The organism is Pseudomonas sp. MF7453, assembly GCF_016405455.1.
Taxonomy (GTDB): Bacteria; Pseudomonadota; Gammaproteobacteria; order Pseudomonadales; family Pseudomonadaceae; genus Aquipseudomonas; species Aquipseudomonas paralactis.
This window is the reverse complement of the sequence record NZ_JAEKCN010000001.1, coordinates 336,757-360,503: the sequence shown is the minus strand read 5'-3', so window position 1 is coordinate 360,503 and position 23,747 is coordinate 336,757. Positions and strand designations below refer to the sequence as shown.

Below are 23,747 nucleotides of genomic sequence, written 5' to 3'. Positions count from 1 at the left end.
GTATTACTTCAAACGCGCCAGGCGCTCGGTCAGCAGATCGAAGAAGCCCTGAGCGTCGCCGTTCTCAACCCAGAACACATTCTTCTCCTGCTTGAGGCCGTCGTACCAGTCGACGATGGTCTGGCCGAAGGTTGGGCCCTCGCGGCTGTCGACAACCATATTGGCCTGACGCCCGCTGAACAGCGATGGCTTGAGCAGGTAGGCAACCACGGTCGCGTCGTGAACCGGGCCGCCTGGAATGCCGTAATGCTCCATGTCGCCTTTGACGTACTCATTCAGAATACTGCTGACGACCTTGCTCGCGTTGTTGTTCAGGTCCGCAATCTTTTTCAGGCGGGCGTCGCTGGTGAGGACTTTATGAGTCACGTCCAACGGCAGGTAGGTCAACTTCACACCACTTTTGAGCACGATCTCAGCCGCCACCGGATCGGCGAACAGGTTGAACTCGGCCACTGGCGTGATATTGCCGCCATTGAAGTGCGCACCGCCCATGACCACCACTTCCTTGATGCCCTGAGTGATTTCGGGTGCCTGGGTCAGTGCCAGCGCCAGGTTTGTCTGCGGGCCGAGCATGGCGATGGTGATGCTGTGCGGTTTGGCGGTGCTCAGGGTCTTGATCAGGTAGTCAACGGCATTGCCTTCGGCCAGGCCTTTTTTCGGCTCGTGCACGGTGACGCCGGAGATGCCCTCTTTGCCATGGATATTCTCGGCGTAGATCGGCTTGCGCAGCAGAGGAGCGGGCGCACCTGCGTACACAGGAATATCCTCACGCCCTGCCCACTCGCGCGCCAGGCGCGCATTGCGGGAGGTTTTGTCCAGGCGCACGTTACCGGCGACGGTGGTCAGCGCACGAATACTCAACTCTTCTGGCGAGGCCATGGCGAACAACAGCGCCACCACGTCATCGGCCCCAGGGTCGGTATCGATGATCAGGTCGATTTTTTCCGCCGCCTGGGCGCTTGCAGCTGTGAGTGCGGACAAAAGCAGAACACTCCGGAACAGGTTTTTCAGGGTAGGTAGACCACGTTGCATAAAGCACTCCTTGTCATTGGGGGGACGCTAGAACGTTACGCCGGATACCAGCGCGATATTGCAGTAAGGCTGACACTCGCCGGTGCGCACAACCGCGCGGGCTGTGCGGCTCAGTTGCTTGAACTGGTCGTGACTGAGCAAGCGCCGCTCGCCCAACGCAGCCTGATCTGTGAGCGCATTGAGCGCGCTCAGCGCCGGCGGTTGCTTGAGCAGGATTTCTTCGGCGAGCACGTGGCTTTCAACCTGCATCTCGCTGAGCACAATGCGCAACGTGCTGATGAAATCCGGAATGCCCTGGGTCAGCGCCAGGTCAATCAACTCGACGCCGGGAGGTACCGGCAGGCCGGCATCGCCGATGACCAGCACATCACCATGGCCGAGGGACGCGATCACGCGGGACAGGGCGATATTGAGCAAAGGTGTCTTTTTCATGAGGGCACAAAACCTTGGACGTCGTGCAGCGTAGGAATGGAAGGCTGAGCACCGGCGCGGGTTACCGACAACGCCGCCGCCACCTGGCCAAAACGGATCGCCTCGGCTTCGCTCTTGCCTGCGGCCAGTGCAGCGGCAAAGCCACCGACAAAGGTATCGCCAGCGGCGGTGGTGTCCACTGCCTTGACCTTCGGCGCCAACAGATGCTCGAAGCTGCTGCCGTCGGCAAACAGGGCCCCCTGAGCGCCAAGCGTGATGATGACTTTACCCGCCCCCGCCTTGATCAACGCGGTTGCGGCAACCTTGGCGCTGTCGAGCGAATCGACTGTTATGCCGCTCAGTGCGGTGGCTTCACTTTCATTGGGGATCAGGTAATCGATCGAGGCATACCATTGAGCGGGCAAAGGCCCACTGGCGGGCGCCGGATTGAGGATGACCGTCTTGCCCAGTTCGCGGCCGCGCTTGAGCGCATGGCCAACGGTGTCCATCGGCACTTCCAGCTGGCAGATGATCACGTCTGCCGCCTGCAGCACAGCGTCACAGGTTTGCAGCGATGCAGGTGTCAGCTCGCCGTTGCTGCCGGCCACAATGACAATCGCATTCTGGCTGCTGTCATCCACCACGATCAAAGCCACACCGCTGGAGCCCTCTACGGTGCTCACCGCCTGGCAATCGATCCCCTCCACCAGCAGCGCATCACGTAACTGAGTGCCGTAAGCATCGGCGCCCACGCATCCGATCATCGCAACGCCGGCGCCCAGGCGCGCCGACGCCACCGCCTGATTGGCGCCCTTGCCACCGGGAACGGTGGAAAAGCTCTGGCCGATCAAGGTCTCACCGGCACGCGGCAAGCGACTGGCCCGGGTGACCAGGTCCATGTTCAAGCTGCCTATTACCACTACTTTTGCTGGCATACATCAGTACTCATCAATTCGGTTCAGCGGTATTGGGCGAACACACCGGCCAATGGCGCCGTCGACTCACGCAAAACGATACTTGGCGTCACGATGCGTTGATCGATCGACCGTTGGGGTGTTGCTATTCGTTGCAATAATAATTCGGCCGCCGTCTCGCCTAATTGCAGGATCGATTGCCCGACCGTGGTTAGCGCAGGATAAACGTAGCGCCCCATCTGAATGTCATCGAAACCGATCACCGACAACTCGCCCGGTACGCGAATACTACGTTCCGCGGCTGCGCGCAGCACACCGAAACCAATCATATCGTTGCTGGCGAAAATCGCGCTGGGCGGGTTTTGCGCCAACAACTGCACCGCTGCGGCGTACCCTCCTGTGCTGGTGAAGTCGCTTTCCAGGATACGACTGGCCAACACCTCGACACCCGCCTCGCGCAAGGCACGCTGGTAACCCGCCAGGCGCATTTGTGCCACGCGGGTATGCCCCGGGCCGCCGATACAGGCGATGTCCCGATGGCCCAACTCCAGCAAGTGCCGGGTCGCGAGGTAGGCGCCCTGTTCGTGATCGATGCGCACCAGGTCGACATCGATGCCATCCAGGGCCCGGTCGACAATCACCATGGGCGTGCGCACCGCACTCAAGCCAGCGGCCAGGCCACTGTCATCGCCGCCTACCGATGTCACGATCAAGCCGTCGACGCGCTTTTCGAGCAACACGCGCAAATAACTGCGCTGTTTTTCCGCGTCGTCGTCGGAGTTGCAAAGGATCACACAGTAGCCATTACGCTCGCAGTAATCCTCGATGCCCCGTGCCAGTTCGGCAAAATACGGGTTGAGACTATTGGGCACCAGCAGGCCGATGGTGGCCGTGGTCTTGGCCTTGAGCGAGCGCGCCACGGCGCTGGGCACGTAGTCCAGTTGCTTGATCGCCGCCTCGACCTTGATGCGGACCGGCTCGCTGACCGGGCGCGTCTTGTTCACCACATGGGACACGGTGGTGTAGGAAATACCTGCAAGCGCTGCCACATCCTTGATCGTTGCCATGGTTCAGCCCCGCCGACTGGCGCGCTGGCTGCGGTAAGTATCAAGGACCACGGCGATCACGATCACGGCACCGGTAATGATGCGTTTGGTCGGTTCCGTAGCGCCGATCTGTGCAAGCCCCGCTGCCAATACCGAAATGATCAACACGCCGAAGAACGTGCTGATGACCGAACCGCGCCCGCCCATCAGGCTGGTGCCGCCGATCACCACCGCGGCGATTACTTGCAGCTCCAGGCCCGAACCGGCATTCGGGTCTGCCGCCTCCAGGCGCGAGATCTGGAACAGCGCAGCTACACCGGCCAACAGGCCCATCAGGCTGAACACCAGAATCTTGTATGGCTTGGGGTTGATACCCGCCAGGCGCACCGCTTCTTCGTTGGTGCCGATGCCGATCAGGTAACGCCCGAACACGGTACGGGTCAGCACCAACTGGGCCGCAATAATCACCAGCAGCGCAATGATGAACGACGGGGAAATACCAAAAGCAATCGGGTTGGACAGCCAGGCAAACGAGTCACCGATATAAGCGGTACGCGAGCCAGTCATTTGATAGGCCACGCCCCGGGCCATCTCCAGCACACCCAACGACACGATAAATGAAGGAATGCGCCACGCCACGGTGATGGAGCCGGTGATGGTCCCTGCCAATGCGGCGCAGCCCATGCCCAGCAGCGCAGCCGGCAGCACACTCCAGCCCCAACCCAGAATGGCCACGCTGACCGCCGATGCCGCCAGTGCCAGCACCGAACCTACCGACAGGTCGATGCCGCCGATGATCAGGATGAAGGTCATGCCCACCGCCAGCACCATCAGGTCCGGAATCTGGTTGGCCAGGGTGCTGAAGGTGTCGTAGGACAGGAAGTGGTCGCTGAGCACCGAGAACAGCGCAATCATCGCCAGCAAGGCACCTGCCAGCCCGAGGTAAGTACCCAGGCCATAGAAGTTGCCGCCAGTTTTACCGGGGGAAATGTTTGTTTTCATGGGGTATTCCTAGGCGCTGCCTCATTGAGCAGCGCATCACGTTTCTGATAGCCGGCAAAGGCGGCGGCGAGCAATTCGTCCTGGGTCCAGCTGTCACGCTCAAAGGTCTCGATCAGGCGCCCCGCGGACAACACCCCGATGCGATCACAGATCAGCATCAGTTCACGCAGGTCGCTGGACACCACCACCAAGGCTTTGCCCTGGCGAGTCAATTCTCCGAGCAAGGCATAGATGTCGAACTTTGCGCCGACGTCGATCCCGCGAGTGGGCTCATCGAACAGCATCACGGCACAATCACGTTCCAGCCAGCGGCCAATCACCACTTTCTGCTGGTTGCCGCCCGACAACTCGGACACCAATTGCCCCGGGCTGGAACTGCGGATACGCATCGCATCGATCTGGCGTTTGGCCAGGGCGGTTTCGTTGTGGCTATTAACGACGCCGCCTGCGGAAATTTCCGGCATGTTGCCCAAGGCGATATTGGCGCTGATCGATTGGGTCAGCAGCAGGCCCTCGCCCTTGCGGTCTTCGGTGATCAGGGCGATGCCATGACCCACCGCATCCACTGGCGAACGAATGCTGACCACCCTCGCCGGCGAACCCAGGGCAACGGTGCCGCTGTCGGCCTGGTCGGCGCCGAAGATCAGGCGCAGCAACTCAGTGCGGCCAGCGCCGATCAGCCCGGAAATACCGTAGATCTCACCGGCGCGCACTTCAAAGGACACATCGCGAACCTTGTCCGAACGACAGAGGCCCCTCACCGTCAAGGCCGGTTCGCCGATGGTGCGCGGGCCCAGGTCAATGTGTTCGCCCAGCTCGCGGCCGACCATCAAGGTCACCAGTTGCTCGCTGTTGTAATTGGCCATCGGCTCGACGCAGACCAGCTTGCCATCGCGCAATACCGCAATGCGCTGGGCGACACGGGCCAGCTCTTCGAGCCGGTGTGAAATATAAATGATCGCCACGCCCCTGGCCTGCAGGCGGGTGATTTGCTCAAACAGCATCTCGACTTCACGGGCGGTGAGCATGGCGGTGGGTTCGTCGAGAATCAGGACGTGACAGTCGCCGATCAGGTTGCGCGCAATCTCGACCATTTGCTGGTGGCCAATGCCCAGGCTGCCAACCAGGGTGTCGGGGTCGATCGCGTCCAGGCCAACCTGGGCCATGGCCTCGATCGCAGCTTTGCGCAGTTGCTTGCGGCTGATCCAGCCGCAGCTGCTCGGCAGGTTATCCAGAAACAGGTTTTCAGCCACCGTCAGGGTCGGCAGCAGGTTGAGTTCCTGCATAACCATGCGCACGCCCAAAGCTTCGGCCTGGGTGCGGCTGGCGGGACAGTAATCCTGACCATTGAACTGCATGTGCCCGGTAGTCGGTGTGACCAGGCCGCCGATAATCTTCGACAAGGTACTTTTGCCTGCGCCGTTCTCACCGGTCAGCGCGAGCACTTCCCCACGATTGAGCGTCAGGGTGATGTCGGACAGAACCGGCTGGGCATAGGTCTTGCCGATACCGCTGACCGAGAGGACAGCGTTCGGGGCGGAAGATGACATAGGAAAATCTCCAGGCGCCCGCTCAGGACGAGCGAGCGCTGTTGGGTACTGCGGGATTACTGCTTGATGACGAGTTCGACCGGTGTTTCGATCACGCCATCTTTGGCATCGACCTTCTCACCCTTGACCAGCTTCAACGCGTTCTGGATGCCGAATACCGCTTGTTGCGCGGCCGCCTGGTCAGCAGTGGCCAACACACGACCGTCTTTTAACATTGGCTTGATCGCATCAATGTTGTCGTAGCCCACTACCAGTACCTTGCCGGCCTTGCCTGCCGCACGCACGGCGGAGACAGCGCCCAGCGCCATGTTGTCGTTACCGGCCAACAGCGCCTTGATATCCGGCGTTTCGCTCAGCATCGCCGCGGCAATCTTGTTGCCCTGGTCGATTTCCCAGTTACCGGATTGGGTGGAAACAATCTTCATGCCTGCGGCGTCCATCGCATCCTTGAAACCTGCGGTGCGCTGCTGGGCATTGGTGGTGGTGGGTACACCTTCGATGATGCCAACCTTGTCACCGGCGGCCAGTTGCTTGGCCAGGTAGTCGCCCACCAGTTTGGAGCCTTTGCGGTTGTCCGGACCTACAAACGGGATATCGAGGTTTTTGCTTTTGAGTACATCCGGGTCCAGACGGTTGTCGATGTTGACCACCTTGATACCGGCATCGGAAGCCTTCTTCAGCACACTGGCGAGTGCCTTGGAGTCGGCGGGCGCAATGACAAGCGCGTCAACCTTGGCGTTGATCATTTCGTTGACAATGGCGATCTGGGCGCTGGTGTCGGTTTCGTTCTTGATCCCGTTGGAGATCAACTTGAATTCTGTGGGGTGCGCTTTTTGGTAATCCTTGGCACCGTCGGTCATGGTGACGAAGAACTCATTGGCCAGGGACTTCATGACCAAACCCACGGTAGGTGTTTTGGCAGCGTCATCAGCAAATGCAGAAGAGAGAGGCAAAGCGGCGGATGCGGCAAGCACAGCGACAGCAAGAAGGCGTCCAGCGAATGGCAGCTTCATGGGTTCACTCCGATCTTATGATTATTGTGAGCAACGCTTGCACCGAAGGCATCTTCGGCAGCCTTCCCACCCGGGCGGCTCATACGAGCTGTCACGAGACTCAAGGAGTGCACGTGAAACATCTCGCAAACGTTTGCGTTGAGCAAACTATGAGAACCTTGTCGGGATTTGTCAACGGTAGAAAGCAGCCTTTCATGGACGCCGTCCAAGCACCCCAATCTGCTATCGACCGCTGATACGTTTAAGCAAACAGGCCTGCTCTGGCGCTCACCGAAACGACAGGCCGCATTGCGAACGTCACACGGAGGAGCCCGGACAATTCGTGATGGCTTTCGGACAACCGAACGCCACACCCCGTCCCGTTCGGAAAGCCGGACAGCGTGCAGCCCAAACAGATTGAGACCCTCATTTAAATTGTTTTAAATCAATAAGTTAATTTAAAAAAACCAACACACTCAGCCTGGTACAAATCCTGCTCTTTCTCAGCACCTCGCGGCGTTCAGAACCGCCCGGGTGTTCTAGATGAACCTGCTACAGCACTCATCAAAAACCAGAGAGAAAAATAATGAAATCTGCATTGAAGAACTTTGTCCCGGGCGCCATGGCCCTGCTGCTGCTGTTTCCCCTTGCCGCTCAGGCAAAAGAAGTCGAAAACAAAACCAAACTGTCCAACGTGGTGATCCTTGCCACCGGCGGCACCATTGCTGGCGCCGGCGCCAGTGCGGCCAACAGTGCTACGTACCAGGCAGCCAAAGTCGGCATCGAACAACTGATCGCCGGCGTTCCTGAGCTTAGCCAGATCGCCAATGTACGCGGCGAACAAGTGATGCAAATTGCTTCGGAAAGCATCAATAACGAAAACCTGCTGCAACTGGGTCGCCGCGTCGCCGATCTGGCAGACAGCAAGGACGTGGACGGCATCGTGATCACTCACGGCACCGACACCCTTGAAGAAACGGCCTACTTCCTGAACCTGGTAGAAAAAACCGACAAGCCTATCGTCGTGGTCGGCTCCATGCGTCCGGGTACCGCCATGTCGGCCGACGGCATGCTCAACCTGTACAACGCAGTCGCCGTAGCAGGCAGCAAGGATGCACGGGGCAAAGGCGTGCTGGTGACCATGAACGACGAGATCCAGTCGGGTCGCGACGTCAGCAAGATGATCAACATCAAGACCGAAGCATTCAAGAGCCCGTGGGGGCCGCTGGGCATGGTCGTTGAAGGCAAATCCTACTGGTTCCGCCTGCCTGCCAAGCGTCACACCATGGATTCTGAATTCGACATCAAGACCATCAAGAGCCTGCCTGACGTTGAAATTGCCTACGGCTATGGCAACGTGAGCGACACTGCCGTCAAGGCACTGGCCCAAGCTGGCGCCAAAGCCATCATCCATGCCGGCACTGGCAATGGTTCGGTATCGGCCAAGGTGGTCCCGGCCCTGCAGGAACTGCGCAAGCAAGGTGTGCAGATCATTCGTTCTTCCCACGTCAATGCCGGCGGTTTCGTTCTGCGTAACGCGGAACAACCGGACGACAAATACGACTGGGTTGCCGCCCATGACCTGAACCCGCAGAAAGCTCGCATCCTGGCCATGGTCGCCCTGACCAAGACTCAGGACAGCAAAGAGCTGCAACGCATGTTCTGGGAATACTGATACCTGTTGATCTACCTGTAGGTGCGAGCTTGCTCGCGAAGAACGCTAACGATAAAGCGCAAAGCCTGACTCACTGCGGCGCTATCAGGTTTTTCGCGAGCAAGCTCGCTCCTACAGTTCCTTTTTCCCGCCCTTAACAAACTTCCTGAATCGCTGTCAGACGAACTTCTTGAAATTTAAGCAGTTGCGAAATCGCCTACAGTTAAATACTGTATGTGCGTACAGCAAATTAAGGAATGCTCCGTGGCAAAGCCCTCTTCCGCAGCACCTGAAGCGCCTGACGCCTATCAGCGCCTGGCCATTCGCGTGCAAAAGATCATCAATTCGACCAACGCACAGAAAGCCAAAGCAGCCTTGATCTTCCGTTTACCCGATGAGCCGGAAGACGAGTGGCAACGTCTACTGGAAGAAATTGCAGAAAACGACAACGTCACCCTCGCCTATCGGGATGACGGTGGCGTGCAGATTTTTTGGGTTGTGCCGAAGGAAGATTGATTGTGAGTGCCCGTTTTATTGCTGTGTGCTGTCTGTTTTTAAGCGTAACCGCCAATGCCCAAGCCCCTCGCACCTTCAGCGAAGCCAAGAAAATCGCCTGGAAGCTTTACGCGCCGCAATCGACCGAATTCTATTGCGGCTGCAAATACACCGGTAACCGCGTGAATTTGAAAGCCTGCGGTTACATCCCGCGCAAGAACGCCAACCGCGCCGCGCGCATCGAGTGGGAACACATCGTGCCGGCCTGGCAAATCGGGCATCAGCGCCAATGCTGGCAGAACGGCGGGCGAAAAAACTGCACACGCCATGACGATGTGTTCAAGCGCGCCGAGGCCGACCTGCACAATCTGGTGCCGAGCATCGGTGAAGTGAACGGTGACCGTAACAATTTCAGCTTTGGCTGGCTGCCCGTGCAAAGCGGGCAGTACGGCTCATGCCTGACTCAAGTGGATTTCAAGGCAAAAAAGGTCATGCCGCGCCCGTCCATTCGAGGAATGATCGCACGGACGTATTTTTATATGAGCAAGCAATACGGCCTGCGCCTGTCAAAACAGGACCGGCAGCTGTATGAAGCCTGGAACAAGACCTACCCGGTGCAGACCTGGGAGCGTCAGCGCAACCAGACCGTGGCCTGTGTGATGGGGCGGGGCAACGAGTTTGTCGGCCCGGTGAATCTCAAAGCCTGCGGCTGAACGTGGGCGGGGTTGCCGCCCACTTGGCACGTCACTGCGCGGCGTTGTGTTCGATAATTTCAGACACGGTGTCGGTTTTCTTTGCGCGGGCCATCTTTTCGTTGAGCAAAGCCTGCCTGGCCTCGGCCTCTGCCCTGGTTGCGAACGGCCCCAACAGCACCTCATCCTTGCCGTCGACCTTCACGATATAAAAATTGAAACCATGCTCCAGCAACCAGGCGGTCAGGTCGGTGATCGCCTGCAGCTTGTGGTCTGGCGGGCCGACGCGCACGTCCCATTCCTGAGCGGCAATCGCGCCGGTTTGTGGCAGGCTTTCGGTCACGGCAGGCTTGGCCTTGGGCGCATCGACCGACTTGCCTTCACCGCATCCGGCCAACGCCAACACCACAATTGCCATCGCTACTTTACGCACTGCCCTGCTCCTTTGAGGATAAAGAGGCGACTTTACCATTCACTGTCTATTCTGGCCGTCATAAACGTTGGCTTAAACAATGCGAATCATGTATCGCGACCTGTATGATGCCGCCATGGGAATTAATGTCGCCTCTATGCGTCCTAAAAGAGGCAGCCACAGGGAAGCGCTTCGCAGTAAGCTACACACATCCGACACCTGCCCTGTCTGAAACATGTGTCCTTAAAAGTAATCAAGGAGAAGTCCATGCTTATACTCACCCGCAAAGTTGGTGAAAGCATAAACATCGGTGATGACATTACGATCACCATTCTGGGCGTTAGCGGCCAGCAAGTACGAATCGGCATCAACGCACCCAAGGACGTTGCCGTGCATCGCGAGGAGATTTACCAGCGCATCCAGGCTGGTCTGACTGCACCCGACAAAAACCAGACGCCTTGAAACGCCTCCAGTAGCCAGCCTTTTCGTTCACTGTAATGGCTGGCGAAAACCCAATCGGCCTGCTCGTGTCTTCCAGACTGACCAGTGCGCTTTGAGCACGCCTCTTCGCTGCAAGATGAAACTGTCTGGGCACCTGGAACTTGTTGAAGTATTCGCAGCCCAATTTTTGACACTTTCTCCTGCCATCCGAGTGCATTCAGGGATACGTCGATGAGGCCAGCCGCGACGCCACCTCTTGTTTCCAGATCCTGGATGATCGCCCTGCTGATCGGGGTGGCCTTCCTGGCGCTCGGGTATGGGCTGAGAGTCGAAGTGGAGGCGGCCGATTCCGACGCCCATTCCTGGCTGGACCTGGCGCTCCTTCTTTGCGCCTATCTACTGGTGTTCTGCCTCAAACCCATCCAGAAAGTTATCTTGCGCAAGCTGTGCCAGCGCGCAGCGCATCGCGAACGGCATAAAACCACACGCTGAAGGCCCACCGCGTATCACAGCGCCAGTTTGTGCAAAGACAACAAACCATCAGCGCCACGCTCGGCGTATAAATCGCCGTAGTCCTTGATGCAAGCGTGCGCAGTTACCATGGGTTCCAGGTGTGCCGAGGTGACAACTACAACATCCGCACCCGCTGCTTCACCCGCTCGAATGCCCACCGTGGCGTCCTCAAATACCAGGCAGTCCTCGATCGACACCCCCAGGCGTTTCGCGCCCAATAAATAGCACGCCGGATCGGGCTTACCGTTGGCCACATCTTCGGCCGTCACCCACACGGCCGGCACGGGAATGCCTGCAGCTTGCAGTCGACGTAACGCCAGCGCCTTGGGGGCAGACGTGACCAGCGCCCATTGATCAGTGGGCAAGCCTTTCAAAAACTCCACTGCGCCGGGAATCGCTACAACGCCATCGACATCGTTGAGTTCCGCGTCGGTAATCCACTGGGCTTCAACTTCTGGATCGACACCTGGCAACGCCTGGCGGGTGATCGTATCAACGGCACGCGCGCCATGAATGGTAGGCAGAAACGCGTCCACATCCAAACCATGGCGCTCAGCCCAGATACTCCATACACGTTCGGCCGCAGCGATGGAGTTGAGCAGGGTCCCGTCCATATCGAACAGGAAAGCGCCGTAGCGCCGGTTAAACACGGATGAAGTTGATATGGACACTGCGCGGCTTCCTCATGAGCTGGACCCGTGCAATCTACGGATCACCTCGACGCTTGTAAACGTAGAGCCCACCTCGAACGGATTCTCATCGCCCACGCACCAGGCTCGAACCAAGAATGACGAACTTGTCATGATCCTGTTGGTTGGCTGTTGGGGTCGCCTGGTTACTGTGAACTCACTGCCATCCCGGCAGCCACCCAATCACGAGACAGACCACCATGAAACTGTTTGCCCTCGGCTTTGCCGCCTTGCTCGCCACCGGTTCGGCCTTCGCTGCCGACGCAGCCTCCAGTCACGTCATCCATGACAAAACCGGCTTCTTCGTGCACCTGGATGTGGCCAAGGTGCTGTCGAGCACCGACATCTGCGGCCAATGCGGGATCGTCCCGGCGCAATTGCGCTACCTGGACCATCAGGGCCGCGAACACCTACTCGATTACCAGGTCCAGGGCATCGGTTGCGCCAGTGACAATTGATCGGGCTACACTTGCGCCACTTATTGAAGCAGGACACTTTCCATGAACATCCTCGTAGTCGAAGACGAACCCAAGGCCGGCAATTACCTGCTCAATGGCTTGCAGGAGCTGGGCCATTCGGTGAGCCTGGCACGCGACGGCGTAGAGGGTTTGCACCTGGCCCTGGAAACGCCATTCGACGTGATCGTATTGGACGTCATGATGCCGAAAATGGATGGCTGGGAAGTGCTGCGCCGCCTGCGCAAAGAGGCCGACACACCGGTGTTGTTCCTCACCGCGCGCGATGACATCGCCGACCGCATCAAGGGCCTTGAACTGGGAGCTGACGACTACCTGATCAAACCCTTCTCCTTCGCCGAACTGGTCGCACGCCTGCGCACCCTCAACCGCCGTGGCCCGAGCCGCGAAGAAGAACAACTGCACATCGCCGACCTGCACATTGACGTACTCAAGCGCCGTGTAACCCGCGCCGGTACGCGCATTACCCTGACCAACAAGGAATTCGCCTTGCTGCACCTGTTTGCCACCCACCAGGATCAGGTGCTGTCCCGCTCGCTGATCGCTTCACGGGTGTGGGACATGAACTTCGACAGCGACACCAATGTGGTGGATGTCGCCGTACGCCGCCTGCGCCTGAAAATCGACGACCCGTTCCAGCTCAAGCTGATCCATAGCGTGCGCGGCATTGGCTACCGCTTCGATACCCAACCATGAAGCGAGATCGCCATTATTCCCTGACCCTGCGCCTGGCATTGATCTTTGCCCTGCTCGCCTTCGCCCTGCTGGCAACGTTGGGCGTAACCCTGTACCACGAGCTGGAGCGTGAGCTGATCAAGCGTGACGACGCCGCACTGATCTCGCGCGCCAACCAACTGCGCAACGTGCTCAATGATGGCAATACCCTGGAGCTGATCAAAACCAAGCCGCAGCTGTTCCAGAACATGTTGGGCAACAGTGAGTCGGTACTGAGCATCGCAGCACCTGGGCAGACGCCTTTATTGCTGGTCAACCCGAGCAATATTCAAATTCCGGCCGTACCTGCCGTGGCAAAAGATCATGCCCTTGGGCTCGCCGATGTCCACCATTTGCCCGGCGTGAATGGCGTGCCCTTCGCCACGGTGGCGGCCTCCATCGACACCGGTGACCTGGGCAGCCTGCAAGTCACCGTCGGGCGCCTGATGGCCGAACGCACAGCCATGCTCGCCAGTTATCGCTTAAGTGTTTTTATCCTGGCCAGCATTGCGGCGGTCATTCTCGCGTTGGTCGGTTATGTGCTGGTACACCGTGGGCTGGTGCCCTTGCGGCGCCTGGCCGGCCACGCACAGGGCATCGGCGTGAACAACCTGGCCGAGCGTCTGGACAGTCAAGGGGCGCCCAAAGAGTTGCTGCCGATGATTGATGCGTTCAACACCATGCTTGAACGGCTGGCCAAAGGCTTTATTCAATTGGGCCAGGTGTCCACCGATATGGCCCATGAACTGCGGACCCCCATCAATAATTTGCTCGGTGAAACCCAGGTCGCGCTGCAACAGAGCCGCACTATTGAAGACTATCAGCAGCTGCTGGCCTCCAATGTTGAAGAGCTAGAACGCTTGGCGCGGATGCTCGACAACATGCTGTTCCTGGCCCGCACCGATCCTGCCAGCGCCCTGCGTCAGCGCCAGGAACTGGACGCCGCAGATGAAGTGGAGCGCATCGCCGATTATTTCGAGGGCTTGGCCGGTGACGTGGGCATGCACATTGTTGGCACGGGCGAAGGTGTCATCTGGGCGGAACCGATGCTGCTGCGCCGGGCCCTGGCGAACCTCTGCGCCAATGCCATCAAGTATGGCGCGCCGAACACCGAGCTGAGTATCCAGGCCATCCCGGCGCCCGAAGGCACTTGCATCAAGGTCATCAACCAGGGGGCAACCATTGCCGCAGAGCATTTGCCCCGGCTGTTCGAACGCTTTTACCGGGTGGATGAATCCCGTGAATGTTCATCCCAGTCCAATGGGCTGGGATTGTCGATCGTGGCGACCATCATGCAGCTGCATAACGGTCGGTATGGCGTCAGCAGTGCAGACGGCGTGACGTGCTTTGAGTTGTTCTTTCCGCGGTACTAATACGTAAAAACCGGGCTCTGCTCAAATTTTCATCCTTAAAACTGAGAAAAGCAGCCAAAAAAGCTCTAAAAAACTGTCAGTTTTGACAGTCGAAGGAAATCGTCGTTTGCGCCATAAATAAGTGGAGGTCGCAAAGACGCAGTAGCGTCCCAAGGATCGTATCTCAGCGCTCAGACAAGGATGGTGAATGATGCTGGCTCACTACAACTCTATAATTGAACACTACACTTATCACTGCAATGATCGATCAGCACTCGCACGCTGGATATCGGTGAAGATAGCGCCTCACGTTGACGCTTGGATACCGTCCACAATCACACCAAATCAAATCACTGCCAGCGCCGCATCCTTGGCAATAGCCATGACCGTCATCCTCTTCCTGGCGCCCTCAGATTGGTCGATCGCAGCACTCCCCAGTGGTGCATTCCTGATAATGACTTATTGCATCCTGGACCATGTCGACGGTCAAAGGGCACGCAGACTCAAACAGAGCACGCCATGGGGAGAGTTTCTCGATCACGGCGTCGACGCGGGAGTCGTCGGTCTGGTCGCGTCAGCCGTATTAATAAGTGGCCCCGCGAAGGATATTGCCCCCCAATACTCTGTCTACTTCATTAGTAGCCTCGGAATAGCTACAGTGACTCTGTGGGGCGAACAGTACATGACAGGTCAACTTAACCTACCCAGAATAGGGCCGGTAGAGGGGGTTTTCTTCAGTGCATTCTACATGCTTGCCTGCCTGCTCCCGGAGATCAATATTCTTTCATATCAAATAGTTGAGTACGTCTCAGGGATCGAAGCGCTACTTTTCGTTATCAGCACCGCGATTCTGGGCGCGGCTGTTTATCGACTGGTTACGATTACCGGAGTTGCAAGGCAGGTCTGGCCTTTCCTACTGACATTTGCGCTGGTTTCAATTGCCGCAGCTGTGCACCCGAAAATGCAGGCGTTATGGATGATTATCCTGGCGCTCAGCATTCTTAACCACGCATCCCTGATCATCTTCGCGCATTTGGCACGAGCACCCCAAGTATATAGACACGGGCTTTTAATAATCACCGCGGCTTTCTTGCTACCAGGCATATTGATCTTCAGCACAACGCAATTTTTTTGGGTGGCTTTAACTCCATGTTTTTTAGCTACGAGTACTGCTCGAACCTGGCATTCGGCTTGGCAAAATTTTCGTCCGGTAACGCGCTGAGCTTCTCGACCCATTTAGGACAACCACACCTATCGGCAAGTCAGGCGGGAAACTCCCGGCCCCAATCAACCGCACTTTGGGGTCTACTTAAAAAGTAACGCCTCAATCAAGAACCCCGTTGAGTACTTCGTAGATGATGCCGCTGGCGATAGCGACCAATATCAAATCAGTTCCCGCTTGCTGCCACTCATAACCGTCGTAGTGAGGCAGCCGCCCCAACAGGCGACCGTCAAGCTTCTTGGCGATACCGGGCGGCAGCGGCTTGCCGCGTGCCAGGTTCTTCTGGATGCCCGGCGGCAATGCAGGCCCTGGGCTCCAGTAATCGCGATAACCGCCGAGCACATTCAATACGCTCCCTCGGTCAACGCTGGGGCCGTGACCACCTGAGCCGCCCTTGCCTTTGGGCTTGTCGTAGCCCTGCCCTGCGGGGTTATTGCCTTTGTTATTGCCCTGCCCGCCCTGATTACCTTTGTTATTACCCTGACCCTGCCCTCCCTGGTTATTACCCTGGCCCTTGCCATTACCAGGATCAGCCAGGGCAAGACCGCTACCTGCAAACAGCGCGAGGGACAACGCGACAGACACGAACTTCGGGTACTTGATCATGATGGTTTTCCAAGGTTGATACGCTTGTGAACTATAGTCGAAGATGTCCCAGGAATGACCCCATTCGCATCCCGGCTGTCAGCTCACCTGCCCGCCTGTTTCTACCACATCTGCGTGAGTTAGCCAGGCCGTAAAGACCGCCAGGCGCAAGGCCTCAACCAGAGACGGCTGGTCGGCCGGTGGCGAACTCGGCACATGAATAAACCCACTGCGCACTTCGGACCCGGCGAGCCGGTGCTGCAAAAGGTAGAACACCTGATTGCACACGAACGTGCCCGCGGTTTGCGAAACGGCAGCCGCCACGCCCGCGTCACGCAGCGCCTTGACCATGGCCTTGATCGGCAACGTCGAAAAATAGGCCGCAGGGCCATCGACTGCCACTGGCGTATCAATCGGTTGCTGCCCGAGGTTGTCGGGGATGCGTGCGTCATTGATATTGATCGCTACCCGCTCGATAGACACCTCGCTGCGCCCTGGCGCCAGGCCGGTGGCAATCACCATCGCCGGGTTTAACTCGCTGATCAATCGGGTCAGGTGTTCGCCTGCTGTGGCAAATGCACAGGGCAGGCAACGCGCGACAATACGTGCACCCTCGCCCAGTGGCACACCCTCCAACTGGCGAGCCGCCTCCCACGAGGGGTTAATCAGAGCGTTATCAAAGGGCTCGAAACCCGTCAGCAGTACGGTTTGCATAATGACCTCACATCAACAGGTAAAGCAGCACGATATTGACCACCAACATCATCAGCGCCGTGGGGATTTGCGCCTTGATCACCGCGTTCTTGTCGGGCAACTCCAGCAACGCCGCCGGTACGATATTAAAATTAGCCGCCATCGGCGTCATCAACGTGCCGCAGTAACCGGAAAACATACCGATCGCCGCCATCACCGCAGGGTTGCCGCCGTAGATCCCCACCAGTACCGGCACGCCGACGCCGCCGGTCATTACAGGGAACGCCGCAAAACCATTGCCCATGATCACGGTAAACAAGGCCATGCCCAGCACATAGACCATCACCGCCACCAACTTGTAGTCCAGGTTGATATAGGTGGTGGTGACATGGGCAACCGCCGTGCCCACCCCCGCCTCGTTGAACAACAACCCGAGCATCGCCAGCATCTGCGGTAACACCATGGCCCAGCCCAGGGCTTCGGTCAGGCGACGGGATTCGCGCAGGGCTTGTACTGGCGTATCGCGGGTCAACCAGCAGGCCAGGCCCAACGCAATCAGGCAGCCGATGCCGAGGGAGACGAAGGTGGTGTTCTTCGGGTCCAGCAACGGTACACCGCCGATTTCGGTGTGTTTGAGCACTACCGAGCCAATCACCGTAGTCAGCGGAATCGCCAATGCCGGGATAAACAATTTGTGGCCCAGACGCCCGGCACTGGCGCGGGACGCCTTGTCATGCAACTCGGCGTGCTGGCCGCGCCCAACGCCGCCCAGGCCGGCGATCAACGCCATCACCACCACACCGATGCCGATGGCCACCGAGGGCAGACGCTCGCCCACCAGGAACGGAATGGCGAACAACAACCAGAACAGCGCGCTGGACCAGCGTTTGGGATGGGTTCGATCAAGCAGGATCATGCCCGCGGTGATCAGCAACAGCACGCCCGCCAGCCAGTAAAGGTATTGAATGGAAATAATCATTGAGCAGCCTCCACCGGGGTGGTGGCCGAGCTCATTTCGCGGGTTAAGCGCCGGTCGAAACGATGCAGCCGGATAGCGTGAATGATGAAGGCACAGATTGCCGTCGGGATGCCCCACACCGCAATGTGCAGCGGCTCCACATCAATCCCCGAGCCGAGCAGGAAGGTGTGCATCAACGCAATCGCACCGAAAGCAACGAAAATATCCTCACCAAAAAACAGCCCGACGTTATCGGTGGCCGCACACATGGCCAAGACCTTGTGGCGCAGCTTGTCGGGCAGCTTGCCGTAGCGTTTTTCCGCAGCACCTTCGGCCATCGGCGCCAACAGTGGTCGTACCATTTGCGGATGCCCACCCAGGCTGGTCAGCCCCATGGCTGCCGTGGACTCACGCACAAACAGATAAATGATCAGCAAGCGCCCCACCGTGGCCCGCTCAAAGCGCGCGATCCAGTTCTGCGCATGCAAGCGCAGGCCATGGCGCTCCAACAGGCCAATCACCGCCAGCGGCAACAACAGAATCAATTGCAGGGCACGGGTCTGAAGGAAGCCATCGCCCATGGTGGCCAGAATTTTTTCCAGCGGGAACTGAGCGGCAAGTCCGGTGGCGATGGCGGCGGCGGTGACCACCAACAGCGGATTGAAGCGCAATACAAAGCCGACCACGATGACAAGTACGCCGATCAACGGCCATAGGTTCACAACTGTTTGCATGGCGAAGAGGTCCTTTAGTGCGCGCTGCGGCGCCATAACAGCAGGATGTGGGCCAAGGGCTCACAGCTTGAAAGTGGCGTGCAGTCGGCTCGGTTTTTTATTGTTGACCTGGAAGGTCGAGCGTCAGTGGCGGCAACTTTGCTGTCTGGAGACCGAGGGTGTCCAACAAGAAAAATTGTTGCTGCAAACCAATAAATTTTGTGGGGGGATGGCGCCCACGGTCGGGCACCATGGGGAGATAGTCCAGGCTTTATGGGAGAAAGAGCGCAGGTAGCTTGCCGAAAAGCTCAAAATCGATGCAGGCGTGTGGATTCCCGATCAGAACCTATACTCCATCATGCAGCTGTGTGTACCTGCAGTTCGTTCACGGTGATATGCCGATAATGAGGGCTCGCGCTATGTATGCCGGACAAATGACTGATATGGCGACCACGTTTGGCGAGATACGCTGCCAGGTGTTCGTGCAAATAATTTGCCTGCTGTCGGTGGCTACGCTGTTCTGCTGATCGAGCATTCGAACCTGAAAAGCGTGCCGGGAGGCATGTTTGGATAGGTATTGCCCAAACTTCAGTGTCATCAAAAAAGGTTGGTGCTTCCAACCGATGCTGGTATTGAACAAAGGGCTTGAGCTGTTCATCCCGCAGTTGTTACTTGATGAAAAAACCACATGCTCGCGTGCCTTTGTCTGTGCACTCCAAAATGGTTTTCGATGAGAAGTCTTGTGACTGCCGCCATGACGCTGACCGGGCAATCCACATGATGTGACTATATTCGTTACCATCAAGCCTCATGCTCAGGTATCTACCCGCAGAAGTGCGATAAATACAGCTAGCCAGAAAACCTCGGGATTCGGAGTTTTGTTCAGCAAGAACAAAAATCGCTTTTGTAAACGCCAAGACATTCTCGCCCACGTCGCCCTGCGACATGCCCACCCAATCAACACCCTCGGATTTGGACGGTGCCCTAAACACCCCATGGCTGCTGTGTATGTTTCCAGGGGCAGGGCATGACTCTTCATCACCAGGCCAAGCCGGGATATCAAAGTATTTGCTACTGGCTTGGGCAGCCATAATCGAAAGTAGCGGCGACAGGATCACCCCACACCAGATAAAAAGACGCACAGAAAATACCATCAATAATTTTCAAGCAGCTTATTTAGCCGGTAAAGGCCTTGCTGTATGCAGGAGAGATCTGTAATCCCCAGAGAACTATCGTTATTTATTGGTCATCGATGGGGCCTATTACATGAAGAGACGCGTTCGGCGTTCACATTGCCCTCTGTGAGCGAACTCGATAGTGTCTGAACGTTCTGCAAAAATCCAAGACAACAAAAAAGGGCCCACCTTTCGGTGAGCCCTTCTAGACCGCCCAGCAGAGCGGATTTTGTTTGGTAGGCGCGATTGGACTCGAACCAACGACCCCCACCATGTCAAGGTGACCCCGGAACACTCGTAACCTATTGATGTATAAAGCAAACACACCAATTTACGGAGGTGCTAAAACCAGCGTTTCACCCTATAAGAATCAATAACTTAGCGTTGTATATTCCTACAGTAGTCACCCTCCCCGGCGTCCTGCCAAACGAACACAACTACCCAAAAAACACACCCGCTACTACTCTGTTCACTCTCCGGAGGAACACCGATGCCGAATTCAGATCTACTCCCTTCCCTGCTTTCTAAGCTCTACGAAAACCAGCTCGCCCTCGAAGCGTCCATCCTGGAATTGTCCAACTGGGTGGAGCAGCGTGGCTCCGCCGATGTAGCAGAAAATGTTCGCGGCGCTCTTCAAGCTATCGACGATAACGAGGAGTTCATCAAGCTGACCTTGGCCGTCCTGAGCGCTCCCGACTGATCGTCGGGTGAACCTGCATTTCGTCGGTCTTCAGTCCAGGCATCGTTGCATTCAGATTACTGTACACACATACAGTATCTGAGATTCACGCTATGAACGTTGACATGGACACCGATGATTGGCTCGGCTGCCCTACCCCACTTGAGATGTATCAGCACCAGTGCTCAATCCTCGTAGATGAACTGGCTGAAACCGAGCGCATGTTGAGTCGAGCGCGAGCGAACATAGCTGGCCTGGTTCAGATGAATGACGCGCTTTTGATAGGCAAGGCTCGCGCAGAAGCGGCGCTCAAGGGCGCCCTCGAACGCATGTCAGGTATGAATCAAGAGCCCGATGAGACCGGTAGTTTTCGAAGCATCGATCTAGTTACCGGTCAGCGTGACCACCTGTTCAGGGAGAACCAACGGCTGCTGGCGGAACTCAGGGCGCTGAAGGAGTTACAGCCCTGACGTACGCCTGGCACGCACGCAGGGCAATTATGGCGTTATCCCCGTCGTCGGTGATGCGGATAATTCGTTGAGAATGCGCTGGGTCAAGTTGGGCTCGACGGGCTGCATGAACCACGCCGACGGTGCTGGAGGTGGCAGGCAGGTTGCAGCCACTGGCTGGATCCTCGGCAAGGAGGACTGACAGCCGCAGATCAGAAGTGGCAAGGCGATCACGGATAACAGCCTGCTTGCGTTTCTCATCGGATAATTCCTCGGTGTGCTTTTGGTCCTGGCGCGCGAGCTTTTCCTCGGTGGCCAGGCGCTTGTCCCGCTCGGCCGATTGCTGACGCCAGGCCTCTCCAGTGATTGCATCCAGTTCCTTCTGGTGGCGGGCGCCCTGCTCCGCGATACGCTCAGCCATCTCCTTGCCCAGGCGCCAGTCCTGAACCTGCCATGCCCCGCCAAAGCCGATGCCCAGCGCCAGCAGGATTGTCAGCGCCAGGCCGATCAGCTTCTGTACCGACGTCATCACGGCACATCCTTGAAGAAGACATGGTGGCCCAGGCGCAGCGTCTGCGTGGCCTTTGCGGCCCAGGCTGGGGCCTTGGGCATTGTGGTTGCGTAATAGTGCGTGGCACCGCCAGTTGGATCCGGTACCGCACCAGACATCACCTGGTCAGCCGCACGCTGGGCCTGGGCGAACTGCGCGGCCGGGATCTGCTTGGCACCGCTCAGGTAGGCGTAGTTCGGGTCGTTCTGGTTCCAACAGCTGAACTGCCAGGGTTTCAGGCACACACCGGCGTAGCCCTCGCCCCACCACGACTTGGCCTTGCCGTCGAACACACGGTTGCGGATGGTCCAGGCCACGGCGATCTGCCCGTCCAGCCCCTCACCGCGGGCTTCGCCGTACAGCGTGCGCGCCAGGATGTCCCGGTCTTTCTCGGTTGCGTTCATGCTTTTCTCCAGACGAAAAAAAACCGCACAAGGCGGTGATGGTTTCCAGATCGGCGGTCAGGCCGGAACGACGGGCCACTCGATAGCGTCCGGGTAATGCTCTTGCTCGGGCACTCGGCTCAGCGCAACGCGGTACTTCTTCCAGCCCTTAAGCTGGGCAACCTCTGAATCTGTGGCCTCGTCGACGTCCACCGCATCCTGTAGTGGCGCAACGGCGTAATCTGCGATGGCCCGAAGACGGATGATCTCGGCCTGGGCAGCCTCCAGAGGATCAACGACAATCGACGGAAGCTCCGGCACTTCCTCCAGCGGAATATCGGGCACCAGGATGTGAAGCGTGACCATCGTTTTCAGATCGTAGGGTTCGCCGCTCATTGTGACCGTCACGGTCAGCAGATCATCAGCGAAAGCGATATCTACCTTGGCGGTGTTCTCGGACGGATGAAGCGAGTAGCCCCAGCCCTGATCTACCGGGGGAAAAGGAACCATGCCCTGGGTGCCCGTGACGCAGTACACGCCGACACCAGAACGGTAACTATCTACGTCCTTACCTCCGAGCGATGTAATGTCAAACAGGGCGCCGGTTTCGCCCACGATGTTGATTGCTGCTCTTGCCATGATTAGATAGCCTTCAATGTGCCATCTTGGGCACGGGTGGTGTTTCCGGTGTCGTAAATGGTTCTCCAGCCGTTCTGCACTCCCACTGAGTTAACTGTTCGCCAGTAAAGGTTGCCGTTCAGAATATTCCCGACAATATCAACAGCAAAAAAAGAGCCATCGTAGAATCTTGAACGGATGCCGGAGGCATAGGTAACGCCAGGTGGGCCACCTGTGGTCCCTTCCCCGTAGGATAGGAACCGACTACCCTCAACAATAAACGCTGAGTTTCCATCGACCAGTTGCGATGGTGAAATCTCCATTAAGTTTCCCGATGCGATGCCTACATTCCGAGTTGCCGCACTGCCCAGACTATTTGTCTTTGCATAAAGCTCAGCCGTCATCGCGTTGATTTTTACAGCGGTGCTTCGGGTAGTATCGCCTCCAGCACCTGTTGGCGCTGTGCCGATGTTAATTTCCTGTCTAGGCATTTTATATCCTCAAACTATTAGTTATTCAGAGCATCGGCTTTCCGAAGAGCAGCGAAAAGAAGAAATTATTTTGATTGAAGTCGCCTATATTTTGAAGCCCAATTGAAACTGTATTTGTTTCATAACTCCATCCACAGGTAAGCCATGAGTAGCTATTCCTTGCAGGCATATCCATTGCAACATTGTTAACCAATATATAGCCACCCTCAAGAATCGGAGCTGGCGAGGACCAAGAATACTGCCATCTGCCAGGAGATGTATTCACTACTCCCAAAAATGTCCATTGTGTAATCACAGTTGTAAACTGAGCACAGGGATTGCCATTATCAAAGAGTAGCTTTGAATTTGCACCCCATAACCTGAGCCCGTAACTTTCTGAGGGTTTGGCCTCATAAGCGGCTAGGAAATATGTTCCTGGCACATTTACAGAAGATCCATTTTGCCAACCGGTCCAATTACCGGGCCCCCCTAACAACTGGACTTCTTGAAAAGTAGCAGTAGCATCTGGCCTTGCAAAAATTAGTGGCGGTTCTTGTGAGGTAATTGGAGCTGGGAACATTGCACCTGATTGTGTATATCTTGCCGAATGCAGCACCACCAACCTAGCAAATTCAGAGTCCAAAGCAACAACATCAGAGTTATTTTTAAATACGAGTCCGTATGCCATTATTTGTACCTGAACACTAAAAGTCGCTGCGTGGAGAACCCCATTTTACCATCCGGCATGTTTCTATTCCCAAACCACACAGTAACTCCATCACTCATAATTTGTACATCAAATTGCGAGTTCCTAGGATCTTGAGAAAACCGCCATGGCTCATTGGGGAGACACACACCAACATGAGT

At 57.2% G+C, this 23,747-nt stretch carries 30 protein-coding genes; 11 read left to right on the top strand and 19 right to left on the bottom strand.

All coding sequences use genetic code 11. The annotated features are described in order from the left end of the window. Positions 1 to 3: 3 nt before the first annotated feature. The 7 genes from JFT63_RS01770 to JFT63_RS01740 are packed head-to-tail and all read right to left on the bottom strand — an operon-like array spanning position 4 to position 6,968. On the bottom strand, positions 4 to 1,032 hold the full coding sequence (locus JFT63_RS01770) for a nucleoside hydrolase (RefSeq protein WP_198708832.1): 1,029 nt from the start codon (positions 1,030 to 1,032) through the stop codon (positions 4 to 6). Positions 1,033 to 1,059: 27 nt separating this feature from the next. Further along, entirely contained in the window at positions 1,060 to 1,464 is a 405-nt protein-coding gene (gene rbsD, locus JFT63_RS01765; protein WP_186560979.1) for a D-ribose pyranase, read from the bottom strand. Then, entirely contained in the window at positions 1,461 to 2,378 is a 918-nt protein-coding gene (gene rbsK, locus JFT63_RS01760; RefSeq protein WP_198843308.1) for a ribokinase, read from the bottom strand. The genes rbsD and rbsK overlap by 4 nt, the downstream gene beginning before the upstream one ends. Before the next feature lie 23 nt (positions 2,379 to 2,401). After that, positions 2,402 to 3,424 (bottom strand): LacI family DNA-binding transcriptional regulator, encoded by a 1,023-nt coding sequence (locus JFT63_RS01755; protein WP_057700722.1) that lies wholly within the window; start codon positions 3,422 to 3,424, stop codon positions 2,402 to 2,404. A 3-nt stretch (positions 3,425 to 3,427) separates the two neighbouring features. Then, positions 3,428 to 4,405, bottom strand: coding sequence for an ABC transporter permease (locus tag JFT63_RS01750; RefSeq protein WP_044275169.1), 978 nt, complete (start codon positions 4,403 to 4,405; stop codon positions 3,428 to 3,430). Further along, entirely contained in the window at positions 4,402 to 5,955 is a 1,554-nt protein-coding gene (locus JFT63_RS01745; RefSeq protein ID WP_198843307.1) for a sugar ABC transporter ATP-binding protein, read from the bottom strand. Before JFT63_RS01745 ends, JFT63_RS01750 begins: the two co-directional genes overlap by 4 nt. 56 nt (positions 5,956 to 6,011) lie before the next feature. Continuing rightward, positions 6,012 to 6,968: a sugar ABC transporter substrate-binding protein gene (locus JFT63_RS01740; RefSeq protein WP_057700723.1), complete on the bottom strand. Its 957-nt coding sequence runs from the start codon at positions 6,966 to 6,968 to the stop codon at positions 6,012 to 6,014. 565 nt (positions 6,969 to 7,533) lie between these two features. Here JFT63_RS01740 and JFT63_RS01735 point away from each other — a divergent pair. The 3 genes from JFT63_RS01735 to JFT63_RS01725 all read left to right on the top strand — a co-directional run bounded on the left by JFT63_RS01735 (position 7,534) and on the right by JFT63_RS01725 (position 9,809). Further along, a complete protein-coding gene (locus tag JFT63_RS01735) occupies positions 7,534 to 8,622 on the top strand; it encodes an asparaginase (RefSeq protein WP_198843306.1) in 1,089 nt (362 codons plus the stop codon). 243 nt (positions 8,623 to 8,865) lie between these two features. Beyond that, positions 8,866 to 9,117 (top strand): DUF1654 domain-containing protein, encoded by a 252-nt coding sequence (locus JFT63_RS01730; RefSeq protein ID WP_198843305.1) that lies wholly within the window; start codon positions 8,866 to 8,868, stop codon positions 9,115 to 9,117. Between the two features lie 2 nt (positions 9,118 to 9,119). Then, entirely contained in the window at positions 9,120 to 9,809 is a 690-nt protein-coding gene (locus JFT63_RS01725) for an endonuclease (RefSeq protein WP_005789706.1), read from the top strand. A gap of 31 nt (positions 9,810 to 9,840) precedes the next feature. Here the strand turns inward: JFT63_RS01725 and JFT63_RS01720 are convergent, their stop codons facing one another. Next, entirely contained in the window at positions 9,841 to 10,206 is a 366-nt protein-coding gene (locus JFT63_RS01720; protein WP_198708838.1) for an SPOR domain-containing protein, read from the bottom strand. A 261-nt stretch (positions 10,207 to 10,467) separates the two neighbouring features. On the opposite strand from JFT63_RS01720, the gene csrA reads away from it, so the two are divergent. Next, positions 10,468 to 10,662, top strand: coding sequence for a carbon storage regulator CsrA (gene csrA, locus JFT63_RS01715; RefSeq protein ID WP_003192511.1), 195 nt, complete (start codon positions 10,468 to 10,470; stop codon positions 10,660 to 10,662). Between the two features lie 210 nt (positions 10,663 to 10,872). Then, complete coding sequence (locus JFT63_RS01710) at positions 10,873 to 11,133, top strand: hypothetical protein (RefSeq protein ID WP_057700727.1); 261 nt, start codon at positions 10,873 to 10,875, stop codon at positions 11,131 to 11,133. Between the two features lie 14 nt (positions 11,134 to 11,147). Here the strand turns inward: JFT63_RS01710 and JFT63_RS01705 are convergent, their stop codons facing one another. Further along, complete coding sequence (locus tag JFT63_RS01705; protein WP_198843304.1) at positions 11,148 to 11,825, bottom strand: HAD-IA family hydrolase; 678 nt, start codon at positions 11,823 to 11,825, stop codon at positions 11,148 to 11,150. A 218-nt stretch (positions 11,826 to 12,043) separates the two neighbouring features. Here JFT63_RS01705 and JFT63_RS01700 point away from each other — a divergent pair, with 218 nt between their 5' ends. The 4 genes from JFT63_RS01700 to JFT63_RS01685 all read left to right on the top strand — a co-directional run bounded on the left by JFT63_RS01700 (position 12,044) and on the right by JFT63_RS01685 (position 15,607). Next, complete coding sequence (locus tag JFT63_RS01700; RefSeq protein ID WP_057700729.1) at positions 12,044 to 12,301, top strand: DUF2790 domain-containing protein; 258 nt, start codon at positions 12,044 to 12,046, stop codon at positions 12,299 to 12,301. Positions 12,302 to 12,343: 42 nt separating this feature from the next. Further along, positions 12,344 to 13,015, top strand: coding sequence for a heavy metal response regulator transcription factor (locus JFT63_RS01695; RefSeq protein ID WP_032880272.1), 672 nt, complete (start codon positions 12,344 to 12,346; stop codon positions 13,013 to 13,015). Next, positions 13,012 to 14,406 carry a heavy metal sensor histidine kinase gene (locus JFT63_RS01690; protein ID WP_198843303.1) on the top strand — a complete coding sequence of 465 codons (1,395 nt, stop codon included), beginning with the start codon at positions 13,012 to 13,014 and terminating at the stop codon, positions 14,404 to 14,406. Before JFT63_RS01695 ends, JFT63_RS01690 begins: the two co-directional genes overlap by 4 nt. A gap of 187 nt (positions 14,407 to 14,593) precedes the next feature. Beyond that, positions 14,594 to 15,607, top strand: coding sequence for a CDP-alcohol phosphatidyltransferase family protein (locus JFT63_RS01685; RefSeq protein WP_198843302.1), 1,014 nt, complete (start codon positions 14,594 to 14,596; stop codon positions 15,605 to 15,607). A 102-nt stretch (positions 15,608 to 15,709) separates the two neighbouring features. Here JFT63_RS01685 and JFT63_RS01680 read toward each other — a convergent pair whose 3' ends face one another. The 5 genes from JFT63_RS01680 to JFT63_RS01660 form a co-directional block, all read right to left on the bottom strand. Further along, positions 15,710 to 16,213, bottom strand: a complete 504-nt coding sequence (locus tag JFT63_RS01680; RefSeq protein ID WP_198843301.1) for an anti-virulence regulator CigR family protein — start codon at positions 16,211 to 16,213, stop codon at positions 15,710 to 15,712. A gap of 78 nt (positions 16,214 to 16,291) precedes the next feature. After that, the gene (pcp, locus tag JFT63_RS01675; RefSeq protein ID WP_198843300.1) at positions 16,292 to 16,906 is read right to left on the bottom strand and encodes a pyroglutamyl-peptidase I; all 615 of its coding nucleotides are present in this window, start codon (positions 16,904 to 16,906) and stop codon (positions 16,292 to 16,294) included. 7 nt (positions 16,907 to 16,913) lie between these two features. Beyond that, the gene (locus tag JFT63_RS01670; RefSeq protein ID WP_057700733.1) at positions 16,914 to 17,864 is read right to left on the bottom strand and encodes a DUF979 domain-containing protein; all 951 of its coding nucleotides are present in this window, start codon (positions 17,862 to 17,864) and stop codon (positions 16,914 to 16,916) included. Beyond that, on the bottom strand, positions 17,861 to 18,577 hold the full coding sequence (locus tag JFT63_RS01665; RefSeq protein ID WP_032896171.1) for a DUF969 domain-containing protein: 717 nt from the start codon (positions 18,575 to 18,577) through the stop codon (positions 17,861 to 17,863). Before JFT63_RS01665 ends, JFT63_RS01670 begins: the two co-directional genes overlap by 4 nt. A 647-nt stretch (positions 18,578 to 19,224) precedes the next feature. Beyond that, positions 19,225 to 19,710 (bottom strand): DUF3757 domain-containing protein, encoded by a 486-nt coding sequence (locus JFT63_RS01660; protein ID WP_198843299.1) that lies wholly within the window; start codon positions 19,708 to 19,710, stop codon positions 19,225 to 19,227. 511 nt (positions 19,711 to 20,221) lie between these two features. Between JFT63_RS01660 and JFT63_RS01655 the strand changes: the two genes are divergently transcribed. Together JFT63_RS01655 and JFT63_RS01650 are read left to right on the top strand one after the other, a co-directional pair. Further along, positions 20,222 to 20,431, top strand: coding sequence for a hypothetical protein (locus JFT63_RS01655; protein WP_198843298.1), 210 nt, complete (start codon positions 20,222 to 20,224; stop codon positions 20,429 to 20,431). Between the two features lie 92 nt (positions 20,432 to 20,523). Then, complete coding sequence (locus tag JFT63_RS01650; RefSeq protein ID WP_198843297.1) at positions 20,524 to 20,880, top strand: hypothetical protein; 357 nt, start codon at positions 20,524 to 20,526, stop codon at positions 20,878 to 20,880. Here JFT63_RS01650 and JFT63_RS01645 read toward each other — a convergent pair. From JFT63_RS01645 to JFT63_RS01625, 5 genes are read right to left on the bottom strand one after another with little or no spacing between them, the layout of a single operon-like run. Then, complete coding sequence (locus JFT63_RS01645; RefSeq protein ID WP_198843296.1) at positions 20,852 to 21,388, bottom strand: lysis system i-spanin subunit Rz; 537 nt, start codon at positions 21,386 to 21,388, stop codon at positions 20,852 to 20,854. The two genes, JFT63_RS01650 and JFT63_RS01645, sit on opposite strands and share 29 nt — an antisense overlap. Continuing rightward, positions 21,388 to 21,813 carry a cell wall hydrolase gene (locus JFT63_RS01640; protein ID WP_198843295.1) on the bottom strand — a complete coding sequence of 142 codons (426 nt, stop codon included), beginning with the start codon at positions 21,811 to 21,813 and terminating at the stop codon, positions 21,388 to 21,390. Before JFT63_RS01640 ends, JFT63_RS01645 begins: the two co-directional genes overlap by 1 nt. Positions 21,814 to 21,870: 57 nt before the next feature. Beyond that, entirely contained in the window at positions 21,871 to 22,431 is a 561-nt protein-coding gene (locus tag JFT63_RS29865; protein ID WP_198843294.1) for a tail fiber assembly protein, read from the bottom strand. Positions 22,432 to 22,433: 2 nt separating this feature from the next. Beyond that, positions 22,434 to 22,901, bottom strand: coding sequence for a hypothetical protein (locus JFT63_RS01630; RefSeq protein ID WP_198843293.1), 468 nt, complete (start codon positions 22,899 to 22,901; stop codon positions 22,434 to 22,436). A gap of 25 nt (positions 22,902 to 22,926) precedes the next feature. Beyond that, on the bottom strand, positions 22,927 to 23,568 hold the full coding sequence (locus JFT63_RS01625) for a hypothetical protein (protein WP_198843292.1): 642 nt from the start codon (positions 23,566 to 23,568) through the stop codon (positions 22,927 to 22,929). Between the last annotated feature and the right edge of the window lie 179 nt (positions 23,569 to 23,747).